Here is a 15,451-nt window from a genome sequence, read left to right as displayed (position 1 = left end):
TGGGGCGGATAATGCCGGTAACCGCTAAAGGGTTTGCCGGGTTCATCCAGTAAAACGATGCGCTGGTGTTAGCGGATGGTTTGCCCAACTTGCCGATCGTCAGTTTCATTTTTGCACCCGCATGTGTTGTTACAGTAAACGACCGGTTAATGTGACGCGATTGAGGGCAAGGCGAAACCCACAGCCTGATCCGTCCCCTGCATAACGGTATAAACCATAATAATGTTACAAACACAGGTAATATTCTATAAGGATTTTACGCTGAACCAACGTACAGGTCAGAAAGGTCATGCAGAAGCTTAAGGTGCTTTGGTAAATATCTTTTCCTAAATATTTATTTTATCCACCTTTGCGGGTGTTTTATTACCGCTATTTTCTGTTACTCGCTGCCTTTTCTGGCCTGTATCATTCCCTGAGTAACACTGCCATTTCCCTGTTTTACAATTATTGCGTTGGCTGTAATTTGAGCAGAGGTTTCGCGCCTGGCTTTCAAATGCAGTTGAGCTGCAGCAAAATCACTCGTGTTTACTTCAGCTAAAGCCTTTTCACAATACTTAATTGTGTCTCCAAGACTTTTGCCGAACTATTAGCTGTTCTTCGGCAAAGGCAATAGTGCTTCTTGTAGCCATTACTATGACTATAAAGAAAGTGGCTACTGTTTTTTAATACTGGTCATAATATAAACTCGTTCAGGCTGGTTTCCAGAAATATTTGAAAATAAAGAGTTGAAAAGTAATTTGCTTTCTGTCAGTCATCAATTAGTATCAATTGATGACTGACATCTTAATTTCAAAATATTCATCCCCGAATAGAGAAATAATTTAGTTTTAGTCGGTAAAATTGCTTAATTGTTATTAAGCAGCAATACTTCTTTTCCCTGGCTGGAAAAGATAATATAAGGATAAAATCCGCTAGCCCCATAAACTATAGCCAGGAATACTCAGGCAAATTGAACAAAAAATTCCTGCTCAAGCCAAGAATCATAAAGCTTATTATTTCCAGGCTTTTGTATCAGTGCCAGGCGTGCTGAATTAAGACCCTGACTTGCCCAATCTTGGCAACCCTGACTTTTTACTTTTACCGAGCCATTTTTACATGGAAAAAACATACGATCCGCATTCTATTGAACAACGCTGGTATAAAATCTGGGAAAAAAATGGCTACTTTGCCGCCAAACCGGAAGGTAAACCCTATTGCATCATGATTCCGCCTCCCAACGTCACCGGCAGTTTGCACATGGGACATGCGTTTCAGGATACTCTCATGGACGCGCTCACGCGCTACCATCGCATGAAAGGCGATAGCACGCTGTGGCAGCCTGGCACTGATCATGCCGGCATCGCCACGCAAATGGTAGTAGAGCGTTTGATTAGTGAGGAAGATAAAAACCGGCATGATTACGGCCGTGAAAAATTCATCGAAAAAATCTGGCAATGGAAGGAAGAATCCGGCGGCACGATCACCCGTCAACTTCGTCGCATGGGCGCGTCTCTGGACTGGAGCCGGGAGCGTTTTACCATGGATGAAGGCATGTCTGCTGCGGTTCAGGAAGTTTTTATCCGGCTTTATGAAGAAGGCCTGATTTATCGCGGCAAACGCCTGGTCAACTGGGATACTGTCCTGCATACCGCCGTATCTGATCTGGAAGTTCTGTCAGAAGAAGAAAATGGCTCGATGTGGTATATGCGTTATCCCTTGGCTAATGGTCAGGGTTATTTAATTGTCGCCACCACGCGTCCTGAAACCATGCTGGGCGATGCGGCCGTAGCCATACATCCGAATGATGACCGTTACAGGCATCTGCTGGGTGAATTCGTGGAACTGCCGTTAACAGGCCGCAAGATTCCTCTTATCGCTGATCCGTATGTTGATCCCGAATTTGGCACCGGTTGCGTCAAGATTACCCCTGCCCATGATTTTAATGACTACGATGTATGGCTGCGTCATCGCGACAGGTCAGAAATTCAGGCGCTGCCTAATGGCGGTCTGATTAATATTTTTACTATTGATGCTCAAATCAGAAACAATGAAGCCGATGAGGATCAACTGATTCCGCCTAAGTATTCTGGCCTTGACCGCTTTGAAGCACGTAAACAGATTGTTGCCGATCTTGACGCCCAGGGTCTTCTGGAAAAAGTCGTTAATCACAAATTAATGGTGCCCAAAGGCGACCGTTCCGGGAGCGTTATTGAGCCGCTGCTGACCGACCAGTGGTATGTCAAAGTCGAACCTCTGGCGGCGCCTGCCATCGCCGCTGTGGAAAACGGCGATATCAAATTTGTTCCTGACAACTGGAAAAACACCTATTTTGACTGGATGCGCAATATTCAGGACTGGTGTATTTCCAGGCAAATATGGTGGGGACATCGCATTCCGGCCTGGTATGACAATCAGGGCAATATTTATGTGGGCCGCTCCGAACAGGAAATCCGGGGAAAACACAGCTTGCCGGCAGACTATCCGCTTAAACGGGATGAAGATGTGCTGGATACCTGGTTTTCATCAGCGCTTTGGCCTTTTTCCACCCTGGGCTGGCCGGATAATACTGAAGAACTGGCGAAATATTATCCGACCAGCGTACTGGTCACGGGCTTTGATATTATCTTCTTCTGGGTGGCCCGAATGATCATGATGGGGCTGAAATTCCAGGGCGAGGTGCCGTTCAGGGAAGTCTATATACACGGTCTGGTTCGTGATGCCGAAGGCCAAAAAATGTCCAAATCCAAAGGCAATGTGCTCGATCCGATTGATCTGATTGATGGCATTAAGCTGGAGGCATTGGTGGAAAAACGCATTTCCGGCATGATGCAGCCGCACTTGGCCAAGAAAATTGAACAGGATACCCGAAAACATTTTCCTGAGGGCATTTCTTCCTACGGTACCGATGCCTTGCGTTTTACCTTCGCAGCACTGGCTTCTACCGGCCGCGACATTCGCTTTGATCTGGCCCGGACTGAAGGGTATCGCAATTTCTGCAATAAACTCTGGAATGCGGCGCGTTATGTATTAATGAACACGGAAGCGCAGGATAACGGGCTGTCGGATAGGCCTTGTCAATATACGCAAATCGATCGCTGGATTATCGCCAGACTCAATCAGGTAATAGCTGCAACCGTCAATGCTATCGATAACTACCGTTTTGATCTGGCGGCTCAGGCCATTTATGAATTCATCTGGAATGAATACTGCGACTGGTATCTTGAATTTGCAAAAATTTCCCTGCAATCCGGTGATGCTGCTTTGCAGCGGGGCACCCGCAGCACTTTGCTGACGGTTTTGGAAAACGTGCTGCGTTTGACTCACCCGTTGATGCCGTTCATTACCGAAGAAATCTGGCAGCGAGTGGCGCCGCTTGCAGGTATCAGCGCTGATTCCATCATGTTGCAGCCTTACCCGGTAGCGGATGAGGCCAAAATTGATTTGAACGCACTCAGAGAAGTCAACTGGATTATGGCTTTTATTCTTGGCGTTCGCCGTATCCGCGGCGAAATGAATATTGCTCCTGGTAAACCGCTGCATGTACTAGTGCAGAATGGCTCGGCATCTGACCTGAACAGCTTGACCGAGAGCCGGATTTATTTACAAAAACTGGGCCGGCTGGAATCGATAAGCTGGCTGGACAGTGATGAGCCTGCGCCGGAATCAGCGATTGCTTTAGTCGGCGATATGAAAATCCTGATTCCAATGGCCGGTTTAATCGATAAAAACGCCGAACTCACACGGCTCGAAAAAGAAATACAAAAAATCAAAAACGACCTGCCGAGAATCGAGGGCAAATTAAACAACCCGGCATTTATAGATAAAGCGCCCGCAGAAGTGATCGGAAAGGAAAAATTAAAACTGGGCGATTTACGTTTTTCGCTTCATAACCTTGAAGAACAGCAGAAAAAAATTCGTGCCTTATAAAATCCGTGCTTATAAAGATAAGCAGCAAATAAAAAGCAAAAGGCAAGGGCTTAGGACGGAAAAGCTTTATTAGTCCTAAAGCTTGAATCTTAAGCTTTTGTCACCTATATTTTTAAAATACCTGAATTTATTGAATAGTACATGGCTAGCGCATCAACAGATTTTTATTTCAGTGGTCTTGCAAAATGCCTGATTCAGGATGGCTTGCTGACTGAAACCGATGCTCAACTACATATCAAGGAAGCGAAAAAAAAGAATATCCCTTTAATTAGTTACCTCGTCGCCAACAAGCTTATCGACAGTAAGGCTGTCGCATCGAAAGCCTCCATTGAATTCGGTTTGCCTTTTTTTGATCTGGACGCGATTGATTGCCGCAGCCTGCCGGTAAAACTGGTCAATGAAAAACTGATACGCAAATACCATGTGCTGCCCCTGTTTACGCGCGGAAAAACATTGTTTATTGCGCTTTCTGATCCGACTAATTTTCAGGCGCTGGACGCTATTAAGTTTCAGATTCGGCTCAATCCGGAAACTATTCTGGTTGAAGAAGACAAGCTGGTTAAGGCTATCGAAACAGCTTTAGAAGCTATTGATACTTCAATCGCCGACCTGCTCGATGAGGATCTGGATAATCTGAATATTACCGGAGGCGATGTTGATGCAGCCAAGGAGGATGTCAACTCCGATATTGACGATGCGCCGATTGTTCGCTTTGTTAATAAAATCCTGCTGGACTCCATCAAGAAAGGAGCTTCCGATATACATATGGAGCCTTATGAAAAAAATTTCCGTATTCGCTTCAGAGCCGACGGCATTCTCTATCAGGTGGCCAGCCCGCCGGTCAATGTAGCCAGCAGGATTATATCCAGAATTAAAGTCATGTCGAGAATGGACATCGCCGAACGCCGGATTCCGCAGGACGGCCGTATCAAAATGATTCTGTCCAAAAATCGTGCGATTGATTTTCGTGTGAGTACCTGTCCTACATTATTTGGCGAAAAAGTCGTTCTGCGCATTTTAGATCCTACCAGCGCCCAGCTGGGCATCGAAAAACTGGGGTTTGAGCCGGAGCAGGAAAAACTTTTTCTCCATGCCATTAATAAGCCTTACGGCATGGTGCTCGTCACCGGGCCGACCGGCAGCGGTAAAACTGTTACGCTTTATACCGGTTTGAATATTCTCAATAGCATTGAACGTAATATCTCTACTGCCGAGGATCCGGTCGAAATCACCGTGGAAGGCATCAACCAGGTTAATATGAATGTCAAGGCCGGCTTAACCTTTGCCGGCGCCTTACGGGCTTTCCTGCGCCAGGATCCCGACGTGATCATGGTCGGCGAAATCCGGGATCTGGAAACCGCCGAGATTGCCGTCAAAGCCGCGCAAACAGGGCATCTGGTACTGTCAACCTTACATACCAATGATGCGCCGCAAACATTAAACCGACTGATGCAAATGGGCATTGCGCCGTTCAATATTGTTTCTGCCATCAACCTGATTATGGCGCAGCGTCTGGCCCGTCGTTTATGTGAACATTGCAAGGCCCCAGCCGACTTTCCGGATAATATTCTTACCTCAGCCGGTTTTAACCAAGAGGAGTTGAAAACTCTAAAAATATTTGGCCCTGTAGGTTGCGAGTATTGCACCAATGGCTATAAAGGCCGTGTCGGCATTTATCAGGTTATGACCTTGAGCGAAAAAATGCGGGCACTGATACTTGAAGGCGGTAACGCCATGCAATTGGCAGAGCAGGCCAGGGCGGAAGGAATAAACGATTTACGGGCCTCAGGATTAAATAAAATTCGTCTGGGGATTACCAGCCTGGAAGAGATTGACCGGGTAACCAAGGAATAACAATGGCAGAACAAACTGAACAAATAGATTTTATCTGGGAAGGGATGGATAAAAACAGAAAAAAAACCAAAGGAGCACTGTCAGCCAAAAGCGAAACAGTAGCCAAGACGGAGTTAAGAAAACAGGGCTACCGCATCACTAAAATCAGTAAAAAACCCAAGCCGCTGTTCAGCGCAAAAACCAAAGCTATTTCCCCCGGCGATATCGCAATTTTTTCCAGGCAGTTGGCTACTATGCTCGGAGCCGGCGTGCCTTTGGTACAGTCTTTCGATATTATCGGCAAAGGCCATGAAAATCCCGGTATGCAGGTACTTTTGGCCGGCATTAAAGCAGATATTGAAGGCGGGGACACGTTAGCCGAAGCACTTAATAAAAGGCCGCTGTATTTTGATGAATTATTTTGTAACCTGGTAGAGGCGGGCGAGCAGGCCGGGGTGCTGGAAACACTGCTGGATAAAATCGCTACTTATAAAGAAAAAACCGAGTCAATGAAGAAAAAGATCAAAAAGGCTCTGACTTACCCTATTGCTGTGGTGGTAGTGGCTTTTATCGTAACCGCCATTCTTCTGATTTTTGTAGTGCCTGTATTTGAAGATCTTTTCAAAAGCTTTGGCGCCGACTTGCCGGCTTTCACCCGAATGGTTATTGATATGTCCGAATGGATGCAAAAATTCTGGTGGATTATCATTGGTATCGTTTTCGGCATTGTTTATACTTTTGGCTATTTCAAAAAACGTTCGCGGCAATTTAATCACTTCCTGGACAAGACCTTACTAAAAATACCTGTGGTGGGACAGATTATTAACAAATCCGCCATTGCCCGTTTTGCCCGAACCTTATCCACCATGTCCGCAGCCGGCGTCCCGCTCGTTGAAGCTCTGCAATCTGTAGCCGGCGCTTGCGGCAATATTATTTACGCGGACGCTGTTTTAAAAATGCGCGAAGAGGTGGCGACAGGTCAACGACTACAGTTTGCCATGAGTCAGGCCAACCTTTTCCCGCATATGGTGCAGCAAATGGTTGCGATCGGCGAAGAGTCAGGGTCTATGGATGCCATGCTGGCTAAAGTTGCTGATTTTTATGAAGAAGAAGTGGACAATCTCATTGATAATTTAAGCAGCCTGATGGAGCCGATTATTATGGTTATTTTAGGGATACTGGTCGGCGGTCTCATTGTCGCCATGTATTTACCGATATTCAAAATGGGCGCAGCTGTTGGCTAATTGTTTTTACAGTTATATTACTGGTTATATTACTTGAAATTATTGCTTTTTTAAAAAACGCCTAATGCAACAGATCGGTATTCTTTTAATAAATTCACCCGGTCTCATCGCTGCCTTGGCTGGTGCTATCGGCTTGCTGGTAGGCAGCTTTCTCAATGTCGTTATCTATAGACTGCCGATAATGATGCAGCAAAGCTGGCGCAATGAATGTACGGAATATTTGCAAATCAGCCCAGACAGTAGGCTTAAATCGAAAGAAGAGCCTTTCAATCTGGTTTTTCCCTTATCCCGCTGCCCTGAATGCAGCGCGCCCATTAAGCCGCACCAGAATATTCCGGTGATCAGCTATGTTTTTTTAAAAGGCAAATGCGCACAATGCCGCAGTCCTATCTCCTTGCGTTATCCGCTTATAGAAATTTTTACTGCCGTAACTTCAGCCATAGTTGCCTGGCATTTTGGCTATACGCCGCAAACGGTTTTTGCTTTAGTATTGACCTGGGCTCTTATTGCGCTGAGCTTTATTGATATAGACCATCAGCTGCTGCCCGATGCCATCTCTGTCCCGGTGCTCTGGCTGGGGCTGTTTTTAAGCCTGTTCACTTTATTTACTGACTCCCATTCCAGCATAATAGGGGCCACTGCCGGTTATATAATTTTATGGATCGTTTATCATCTTTTTAAACTGGCAACTGGTAAAGAAGGCATGGGCTATGGCGATTTTAAATTGTTGGCTTTATTAGGCGCTTGGCTGGGTTGGCAATTTCTGCCTGTTATTATTTTAATATCCTCCCTGGTCGGTGCAGTCATCGGCATAGCCCTGGTCATTTTTGTTAAGCGCAGTTACCATGTTCCTATTCCTTTTGGCCCCTATTTAGCTGCTGCCGGATGGATAGCGCTATTGTGGGGAAACAGCATCAATCAGCTTTATTTATCGGCAGCAGGTCTTTGACTGATGCTAAAGATAGGACTGACCGGCGGCATAGGCTGTGGCAAAACAACGGTTGCCCGGTTATTCGCAAACCTTGGAACGCCAGTTATTGACGCTGACGAAGTAGCCCATCAGTTAGTAGCAGTAGGCCAGCCCGCGCTCGTGGTTATAACGCAGGAATTTGGCGAATCCATACTCAATCCGGATGGATCGTTAAACAGAAACAACCTTAGGGAACAAGTTTTTTCCAATCCCGAAAAGAAACAGAAGCTGGAAGCCATTCTTCATCCTCTGGTTTATAAAACCATCCAGTCCGAAATTGAAAAACTGAATGCCCCCTACTGTATTATCTGCATTCCCTTATTATTGGAAACTGGCATGTCCCGCTTTGTTGACCGGATTCTGGTCGTGGATTGCCCGGTTGAAGCACAGATAGCGCGCGTTAAATCCAGGGATAATTTGTCTTTGCAAAGAATACAGTCAATAATCGACAGCCAGGTATCGCGCGCCTTCAGAAAATCAAAAGCCGACGATATCATCGACAATTCGGAAACTGATTATAGACTTGCAGAACAGGTTAAAAAACTGCACAATTTATATCATTCATTAAGCCTTTGAAAGGATGAACTAATTTGTGAACAGCATAATCACCTATGAATTTCCACTCAATGAACGAATCCGGGTTTTCATTAGGCTCGAACAGCTTTTTCAACAATTCAATCATTTTCTGTCGGGCGCAACTGTGGCAGATACACGTGCTGCTATTAATACTCTCCTTGATATCATTATGATTTTAAGACGCAATGATCTTAAATCAGAAATACTCAAAGAACTGGATCGTCATGTAAATGTGCTGAATAAAATTGCTGACAATCAAAGTGTGGACACGGAAAAACTGGAGCAGCTTCTCGCTCAATTAACTCACACCAGCAAAAGACTTTATGCTTCCACAGGAAAAATCGGCGCCCATGTAATGGAAAGCGACTTGTTTCAAAGTATTGCCCAACGCAGCTCAATCCCCGGAGGAACCTGTTCTTTTGATCTCCCCGAGTTCCATTACTGGCTGGAGCAGGCGGAATCCAATCGCTTGAAAGATCTGGAACATTGGCGCAGCCCGTTTGAAGAGATACATACAGCCATTGATCTTATACTTAATTTTATACGTAACAGCAATTCTTCTACCGATGAGGTTGCAGAGGCGGGTTTTTTCCAGATTGCCCTGGATAGAAGCCTGCCTTATCAGTTGATTAAGGTAAGTCTGGACAAATCCATCCCCTGTTTTGCAGAAATAAGCGGCGGTAAACACCGTTGCAGCATCAGATTTATGATACCGTCTTCTGATGACAAACGGCCCATACAAAGTCAGGATGATATTCCTTTTGCCTTAACCTGTTGTCTGTTCTGATGTCATCCTCCGGCAAGCCGCTCATTGTAAAATGCCCGACTTGTAAACGTCCCGTTCCCTGGACTGCCGACCAGCAATTTAAGCCCTTCTGTTGCGAACGCTGTAAATTAATCGATCTGGGCGAATGGGCGATGGAAGAAAAGAAGATTCCAGGCGAGCCGGTGTCAGGGAATGGCGAAAATGAAGGCGAAGACGAATTTTTATAATCGCACCTTTTATTTTTCGGAAATTACTGGCTTGACGCGGATACGATCGCAAAATTGAGCAAGGGAGTTTGGAGGGGTATTTTCTTTGCATAGTAGGGCTTTTATGCAAAACCGGGTTGAATAATATCAACAACATATTAAAGAGTTAAAAGTGATAATACACCGTTGTTAAATATACATATTCGCCTAAACTAAATAGGTGCCTATTTAACGTTAGGCCTTATTACGGAGAAGATGATGAACAAGCAACAAAAGAAGTGCGTCGTGAAAGCGTTATTTGTAGTTTCGCTATCCCCTATGTCATCAATGGTTTACGCATCTAACGCATCCGCGCTTCAAGCCGCTATTCAAGCGGCTGGATATAGATGCGATGTTGTAGATGTGGATTCGATAGTTCCATTTAGTTGGAGCGGCAAAAGAGGGTATCACGTTTATTGTAATGGCTACCAGTATGGCTACGAAGTGGAAGATGTGGGTGGACGCATTGTAGTAACGGTAAAGTAACCCATTATTAATTTTGCTGTAGTCCACTTAAGGAAATAATCATATGCGCTCATTTGCAGTATTTATCTTGTTCTTTTGCACCATCAACGTGGCTAGTGCCGAGCTATTAAACACAGCACCATCCCAAGCTTGTATCCTTCTCAATGATTTTGGTTTAGCAACCAGTGGTTGGAAAAACGAATATGACCAAGAATTCGGTTGCTCATCTGATTACAAACAAATTGGTTCTGGATTTCCGTTAGCCAACAACATCGCCTTCTACGTTGAAGGAAATAACAACTCAGTTGTGCAGGTAAATCTAATGTTGAACGTCAACGATAGAACATCTGCATCTTCGGCGCATCAAGAACTTTTAAAAGCTGCGAAAATTTTGGGCAATAAGCAAACGGGAAAGCAATTATCTCAGAAGCTAATTGATGCCATAACCAAAGGCAGCAACACATCACAAAAAATCGGAAATGCCACGGTAGATATAGTGCGGGAAGATTGGCCAACAGGTAGAGGCTACGAGGTCAAAGTCACCCTCAAATAGCGATCACGAATTTTAAATATGGATTTTATATCTCACAAATTTCATGGTAGTTTCGATTCTTATCAAAACTTAGATGAAATCAATTTTTCGATTATTCCAACAGGACTAAAAAAGTTATCTTTTTTTGAGGATGATGTCTTTTTGGGTATGCAAGCAATGAATGTTGGCTTAGTCGATCAACTAATCACCCAATATGAGTACACCCTGTTGCGAGAATACAATGAAATAGAGAGAACACCTGATTCTACAATGGCAGTATCAGCTCTTTCTCAAATGTGGATTTACGCAGTTTATGAAGTTTTGCGCATGTGGCGCGATAGAAAATTTGAATTTGAAAAATTGCAAAGAAATGGCGGAATTAAACCAAAAATTAGCAGTATGGTTGATGATCCTCAGAATCTAACTGTAGAAATACGAAAAGAGCAGATGTTGAGGTTTCAAAACGACGCAAAATATCGTGAACGCATAAATAATGTTTGGGATGGTATCGAGGAAATATTTCGAGCCATTGAACTTCTTAGAATTAACTTGGCTAAGCACTGCGCACCCGGTAAAGACAATATAATTCCACGGTCTCCAGGATATGCCCGTATTAACGACTGGTGTGGTGCTATGGATTATCAACTTATAGACAAAAATAAGAATTACACAGAAATAGACGGTGATAGATACTATACATATTTGAATCGTCGTGATATTGCAGATGCTCTTCGTAATTTTATTATTGGCTTCAGTGACTAATTCAAAGCCTAACAAGTCGGTCAAAGGGACGCGCTGCCCGTTGGCGATTTTGAAGTTTGGTTTTTATCAAGGTTCGGTGGCTTCGCTGAGCGTCCTTTAGTGGCGCGTCCCTTACCTTTGCGTTAGGCAATTGGACGATGTTCAATCAAATATGAGCATGAAATACTATAAAAAACTCATCCCTGAAAAGTGGCAAGTATTCCCATTTGAGGCCGATGGCTCTCAAGACAGCTATGGGAACGAAAACATGATCGCCATAACAGCCGAACAGGCACAGGAAATTGCGAGCACAAGCCCACAAGACCCGCTGGTTCTGGATATCCTTAGAAGTGGATCTACTCAGCGAAACTGGACGTGGCCACCCAAGGCATATCAAGAAGCAATTGGCCAAATTGCTGTCAGCTCGTCCAGCATCGAGGTTCTCATTCGAACTGTGATTTGGCATATCGCCGGTTTGGACAGCGTCACCGGTCGAGCCTTCACAGGGAAGGCTCGAATAAGTGAACTGATGGAGATGCTAAAGGCGCTGATTGAGTGCAAGACACCCCACTTGAAAGATCAGGCGGCACTAATCAACACAAAGATCAAAAGTGTCTTTGACCGCCGAGCAGTATACATTCATCAAGTATGGACAATCCAAGACGGAGCACCAGCGGTTGGGAAGCTATTCATTGAGCGATACGAGCGACTTGAGAAACCTATACCTGTCTCACTTAGCGATATGTACAAGCTAGCAGATGAGATGAATCAGATTCAAACCGATTTAATGGCTTCCATCTTAACTCCGTTGCTCTCCACCAATGGGCAGCCAACTGGTCAGGTTCCAATTAATGCCTAACAATTCATTCAACTGTGACGCGCTAACGCGCCCGTTAATTCAAACGTTAGTCGTTAAAAGGAAACTTATGAAATTGGCAAACAAATCAGGCAATGTCTGACTCATTCGAAAACTTACAGCAATATCATAGAATATTTGAGAAGTTCAAACAGCTAGATAATCAGCAACAAGCTGTTGGAATATTGGGCAACTCTGCAAACGTGTTGACATTGCGTACGTTAAAGCGTACCCTTATTTCCTTATTTCCTTATTTCATAGGAGCCATTTTATGCAAACACTCAAAGCCAGCGAAGCTCGCGCAAATTTGTACCGGCTTATTGATGAAGCGGCAGAATCTCACGAACCCATCATTATTACAGGCAAGCGCAGCTCTGCTGTGCTTATTTCCTCCGAAGACTGGAGCGCCATTCAGGAAACGCTTTACCTTCTATCCGTCCCAGGCTTGCGCGAGTCCATCAAAGAAGGCATGGCAGCTCCCCTCGCGGAAAGCGCGAAGGAACTTGATTGGTGAGTTGGCAGATAGTTTTTGCCAAACAAGCTCTTAAAGACGCGAAGAAGCTATCGGCAAGCGGGTTAAAGCAGAAGGCTCAAGAGTTATTGGCTATTCTTGAAAAGAACCCATTCCAAAATCCACCGCCGTATGAAAAACTGGTCGGAGACCTTACCGGAGCTTATTCAAGACGAATCAATATTCAACACCGTCTCGTTTATGAAATATACATACAGGAAAAAGTCGTTCGTATTTTGCGAATGTGGACGCATTATGAATGAACAAAAGCTTAAAACATTTTTCGTTGTGTATAGCTGAAAGTAAACCTGCCCAGTTCAACGCTCAAGCCCACCCATTTCGGGCAAAGTCCCCGGCGATACGCTCCCTACTTTAACGTTAGGCAGCTTTTAGCGCGGCAGGTTGGTGTTTTTGGGAATGCTACTCAAGAAGGGATTTCTTGGTATCTTCATCTTTCAGATTTCCGGCATGCAGCCCGCATTCTTTTTTAGTGGCCTCTTCCCACCACCAGCGGCCCGCCCGCTCGTGCTGATTGGGCAGCACCGGGCGAGTGCAGGGTTCGCAGCCGATGCTGATAAACCCTCTTTCGTGCAGTTCATTATAGGGAACCTGATAGGCGTCTATATAATCCCAGACCTGCGCGGAACTCCAGTTGAGCAAGGGATTAAATTTGATTAATCGATGCTCGGGAGTGGAAAACGCCGTGTCTATCTGCACTTCAGGAATATCTTGCCGGGTATCCAGGCTTTGGTCCTTGCGCTGACCGGTAATCCAGGCGTCCAGATGGGCCAATTTGCGTTTTAGCGGTTCAACTTTACGGATGCCGCAGCACTCCTGATGCCCGTCTGTATAAAAACTGAACAGGCCCTTGGTTTTAACAAAGTTATCGAGTATCTCTCTATCGGGCGTCAATAGTTCTATGTCTAGCTGATAATGTTTTCTGACTTTTTCGATGAAACGGTAGGTTTCCGGATGCAGGCGGCCGGTATCCAGGGAAAAAACCTGAATATTCTTCCTGATGTTTATTGCCATATCAATCAGCACGACATCCTCCGCGCCGCTGAACGCGATGGCGATATTATCAAACAACTCCAGCGCTTTTTTAAGTATTATGCGCGGATTTTTATGAGCCAGGCTGCTTTGCAGTTGCTGAATATCCAAAGTTGTCATAACTATTTCTGCGAAAAATAATGCTTTAAGAACTCATCGAAAGGAAGCTGGTCCTTGCGTTCGATTTCGTTTTGTTGGACATGGGAAAGCTTCGACATTTCAATAAATTTTTGTTTTGTGCTTTCATTGAGCTTATGTCGGCGAAAATAATGCGCATGTTCAACAGAGGTGCGTAATGCAAAATAGCCAAAATTTTCCTTCTGCCGGGCCATGGCCTCCAGAATTCTTGCCGAAGGGGTTAAATCCGGATTTTGGAGTAATGGTTGCTGGTGTTGCAGGGCGGAGCTATACGGCTTACCCGAATCATTATTATCAAGGATCTCACAAACGGGCTTCATGGACTCAAGAGTTTCACTGGCCCAGTCCTGTAAAAGAATCTTTTGGTTGTTTTTGTCCAGTTTTAGCCCCGGCTTTCTGCCAAAATGCGCTACAGCCAGTTGATTGGCATTATTGATCCGGTGTTCCTGTTGCGAAATTTTTGCACTGTCCGTGAACAGGCAGGTGAGCAAAAGCGCTTCTATAAAACGCGCCTTATCTTCGTCTATGCCGATAGGATTAAACAAATCCAGATCCAGCGAACGCATTTCTATATAACGCAAACCCCGGCGTTTAAGAGCCAGGGTCGGTTTTTCGCCTGATTCAGTAATTTGTTTGGGCCGGATCGTGCTGTAAAATTCGTTTTCAATCTGCAAGATATTGCTGTTAAGCTGACGATATTGACCGTCAACCACGATGCCGATTTTTTCATACTCGGGATACGGTGTGGCAATGGCTTTACTCAGGCTGGCAACATAGCCGTCTATGGAGTTGTAATCTATTTCCAAATCAGCCTGGTTTTTACTTTTGTAGCCGATATCGCTCATGCGTAAAGAGGTCGCATAAGGGTGATAAAGGGTGCAACTGTCGAACTCTTCAAATTCCGCCATCAGCGCAGGGCGGCTTTTAAAAAAGCTTTTGCAGATGGCAGGCGATGCGCCGAATAAATACAGAATTAACCAGCCTATCCGCTGAAAATTCCTGATTAAGCCAAAATAGGCGTCTGCGGTAAATTGTCTCAGGGTTAGAGGACTATTTTCCTGTTCGCTCAATGCCGGCCACAGAGCTTCCGGTACGGAATAATTAAAATGGATGCCGGCGATGGCCTGCATGGTCCTGCCGTAGCGATGCCATAAGCCGTGCCGGTAAACGTGTTTCATACGGCCGATATTAGACAAGCCGTACTCGGCGATGGGAATGCTTTCATCGCCATCGATGCCGCACGGCATGCTTGCCGCCAATAATATTTCATTATCCAGATTGGCATAAACAAACCCGTGAATATCGTGCAAATATTTCAGCGTATCTTTTATATTTGCAAACGGCGGCGTAATTAATTCAAGCAGGGCCTCGGAATAATCCGTGGTGATAAAGGGATGCGTCAGTGCGGAGCCTAATGCCTGGGGATGGGGTGTTTGTGCAATAAAACCGTCTTTGGATATTCGCAGGCTTTCTTTTTCAATTCCCTTGAGGCCTCCACAGAGCAGGTGTTGATGACCATTTGACAGAAGTTGTTCCAGGCGCGTTGAAAGCTTATTTTGCAAATTAGTCATGGCGGAGGCGTTGGTTCCCTATAGTCCTGTATAATCGGTCTATTATA

15 protein-coding genes are annotated in these 15,451 nt (G+C 45.0%); 13 read left to right on the top strand and 2 right to left on the bottom strand.

Going from position 1 to position 15,451, the window contains the following annotated elements; all coding sequences use genetic code 11:
• Positions 1-1,095: 1,095 nt before the first annotated feature.
• From HUX64_RS03490 to HUX64_RS03430, 13 genes are all read left to right on the top strand, one after another.
• Entirely contained in the window at positions 1,096-3,906 is a 2,811-nt protein-coding gene (locus tag HUX64_RS03490) for a valine--tRNA ligase (protein WP_174624853.1), read from the top strand.
• A 141-nt stretch (positions 3,907-4,047) separates the two neighbouring features.
• Positions 4,048-5,760 carry a type IV-A pilus assembly ATPase PilB gene (gene pilB / locus HUX64_RS03485; protein ID WP_174624852.1) on the top strand — a complete coding sequence of 571 codons (1,713 nt, stop codon included), beginning with the start codon at positions 4,048-4,050 and terminating at the stop codon, positions 5,758-5,760.
• 2 nt (positions 5,761-5,762) lie between these two features.
• Entirely contained in the window at positions 5,763-6,983 is a 1,221-nt protein-coding gene (locus tag HUX64_RS03480) for a type II secretion system F family protein (RefSeq protein ID WP_174624851.1), read from the top strand.
• 64 nt (positions 6,984-7,047) lie between these two features.
• Positions 7,048-7,932, top strand: coding sequence for a prepilin peptidase (locus HUX64_RS03475; RefSeq protein ID WP_174624850.1), 885 nt, complete (start codon positions 7,048-7,050; stop codon positions 7,930-7,932).
• A gap of 3 nt (positions 7,933-7,935) precedes the next feature.
• Positions 7,936-8,529, top strand: coding sequence for a dephospho-CoA kinase (gene coaE / locus HUX64_RS03470; protein WP_174624849.1), 594 nt, complete (start codon positions 7,936-7,938; stop codon positions 8,527-8,529).
• A 16-nt stretch (positions 8,530-8,545) separates the two neighbouring features.
• Positions 8,546-9,316: a cell division protein ZapD gene (zapD, locus tag HUX64_RS03465; protein ID WP_174624848.1), complete on the top strand. Its 771-nt coding sequence runs from the start codon at positions 8,546-8,548 to the stop codon at positions 9,314-9,316.
• On the top strand, positions 9,316-9,522 hold the full coding sequence (gene yacG / locus HUX64_RS03460; protein ID WP_174624847.1) for a DNA gyrase inhibitor YacG: 207 nt from the start codon (positions 9,316-9,318) through the stop codon (positions 9,520-9,522). The genes zapD and yacG overlap by 1 nt, the downstream gene beginning before the upstream one ends.
• Before the next feature lie 237 nt (positions 9,523-9,759).
• Positions 9,760-10,026, top strand: a complete 267-nt coding sequence (locus HUX64_RS03455; RefSeq protein WP_174624846.1) for a hypothetical protein — start codon at positions 9,760-9,762, stop codon at positions 10,024-10,026.
• A gap of 43 nt (positions 10,027-10,069) precedes the next feature.
• Positions 10,070-10,558 (top strand): DUF6030 family protein, encoded by a 489-nt coding sequence (locus HUX64_RS03450; protein ID WP_174624845.1) that lies wholly within the window; start codon positions 10,070-10,072, stop codon positions 10,556-10,558.
• An 18-nt stretch (positions 10,559-10,576) separates the two neighbouring features.
• Entirely contained in the window at positions 10,577-11,299 is a 723-nt protein-coding gene (locus tag HUX64_RS03445; RefSeq protein WP_174624844.1) for a hypothetical protein, read from the top strand.
• A gap of 157 nt (positions 11,300-11,456) precedes the next feature.
• The gene (locus HUX64_RS03440; RefSeq protein WP_174624843.1) at positions 11,457-12,137 is read left to right on the top strand and encodes a hypothetical protein; all 681 of its coding nucleotides are present in this window, start codon (positions 11,457-11,459) and stop codon (positions 12,135-12,137) included.
• Positions 12,138-12,405: 268 nt separating this feature from the next.
• Positions 12,406-12,648 (top strand): type II toxin-antitoxin system Phd/YefM family antitoxin, encoded by a 243-nt coding sequence (locus HUX64_RS03435; protein ID WP_174624842.1) that lies wholly within the window; start codon positions 12,406-12,408, stop codon positions 12,646-12,648.
• Complete coding sequence (locus HUX64_RS03430; protein WP_174624841.1) at positions 12,645-12,908, top strand: Txe/YoeB family addiction module toxin; 264 nt, start codon at positions 12,645-12,647, stop codon at positions 12,906-12,908. The genes HUX64_RS03435 and HUX64_RS03430 overlap by 4 nt, the downstream gene beginning before the upstream one ends.
• A gap of 157 nt (positions 12,909-13,065) precedes the next feature.
• Here HUX64_RS03430 and HUX64_RS03425 read toward each other — a convergent pair whose 3' ends face one another.
• Together HUX64_RS03425 and gshA are read right to left on the bottom strand one after the other, a co-directional pair.
• Positions 13,066-13,815 (bottom strand): phosphoadenylyl-sulfate reductase, encoded by a 750-nt coding sequence (locus HUX64_RS03425; protein ID WP_174624840.1) that lies wholly within the window; start codon positions 13,813-13,815, stop codon positions 13,066-13,068.
• Positions 13,816-13,817: 2 nt separating this feature from the next.
• Entirely contained in the window at positions 13,818-15,404 is a 1,587-nt protein-coding gene (gene gshA, locus HUX64_RS03420) for a glutamate--cysteine ligase (protein WP_174624839.1), read from the bottom strand.
• Between the last annotated feature and the right edge of the window lie 47 nt (positions 15,405-15,451).

Source organism: Candidatus Methylobacter favarea, from assembly GCF_902806695.1.
Classification (GTDB): domain Bacteria; phylum Pseudomonadota; class Gammaproteobacteria; order Methylococcales; family Methylomonadaceae; genus Methylobacter_B; species Methylobacter_B favarea.
Note: the sequence above shows the minus strand (reverse complement) of the source record. Positions and strands in the feature narration are given on the sequence as shown.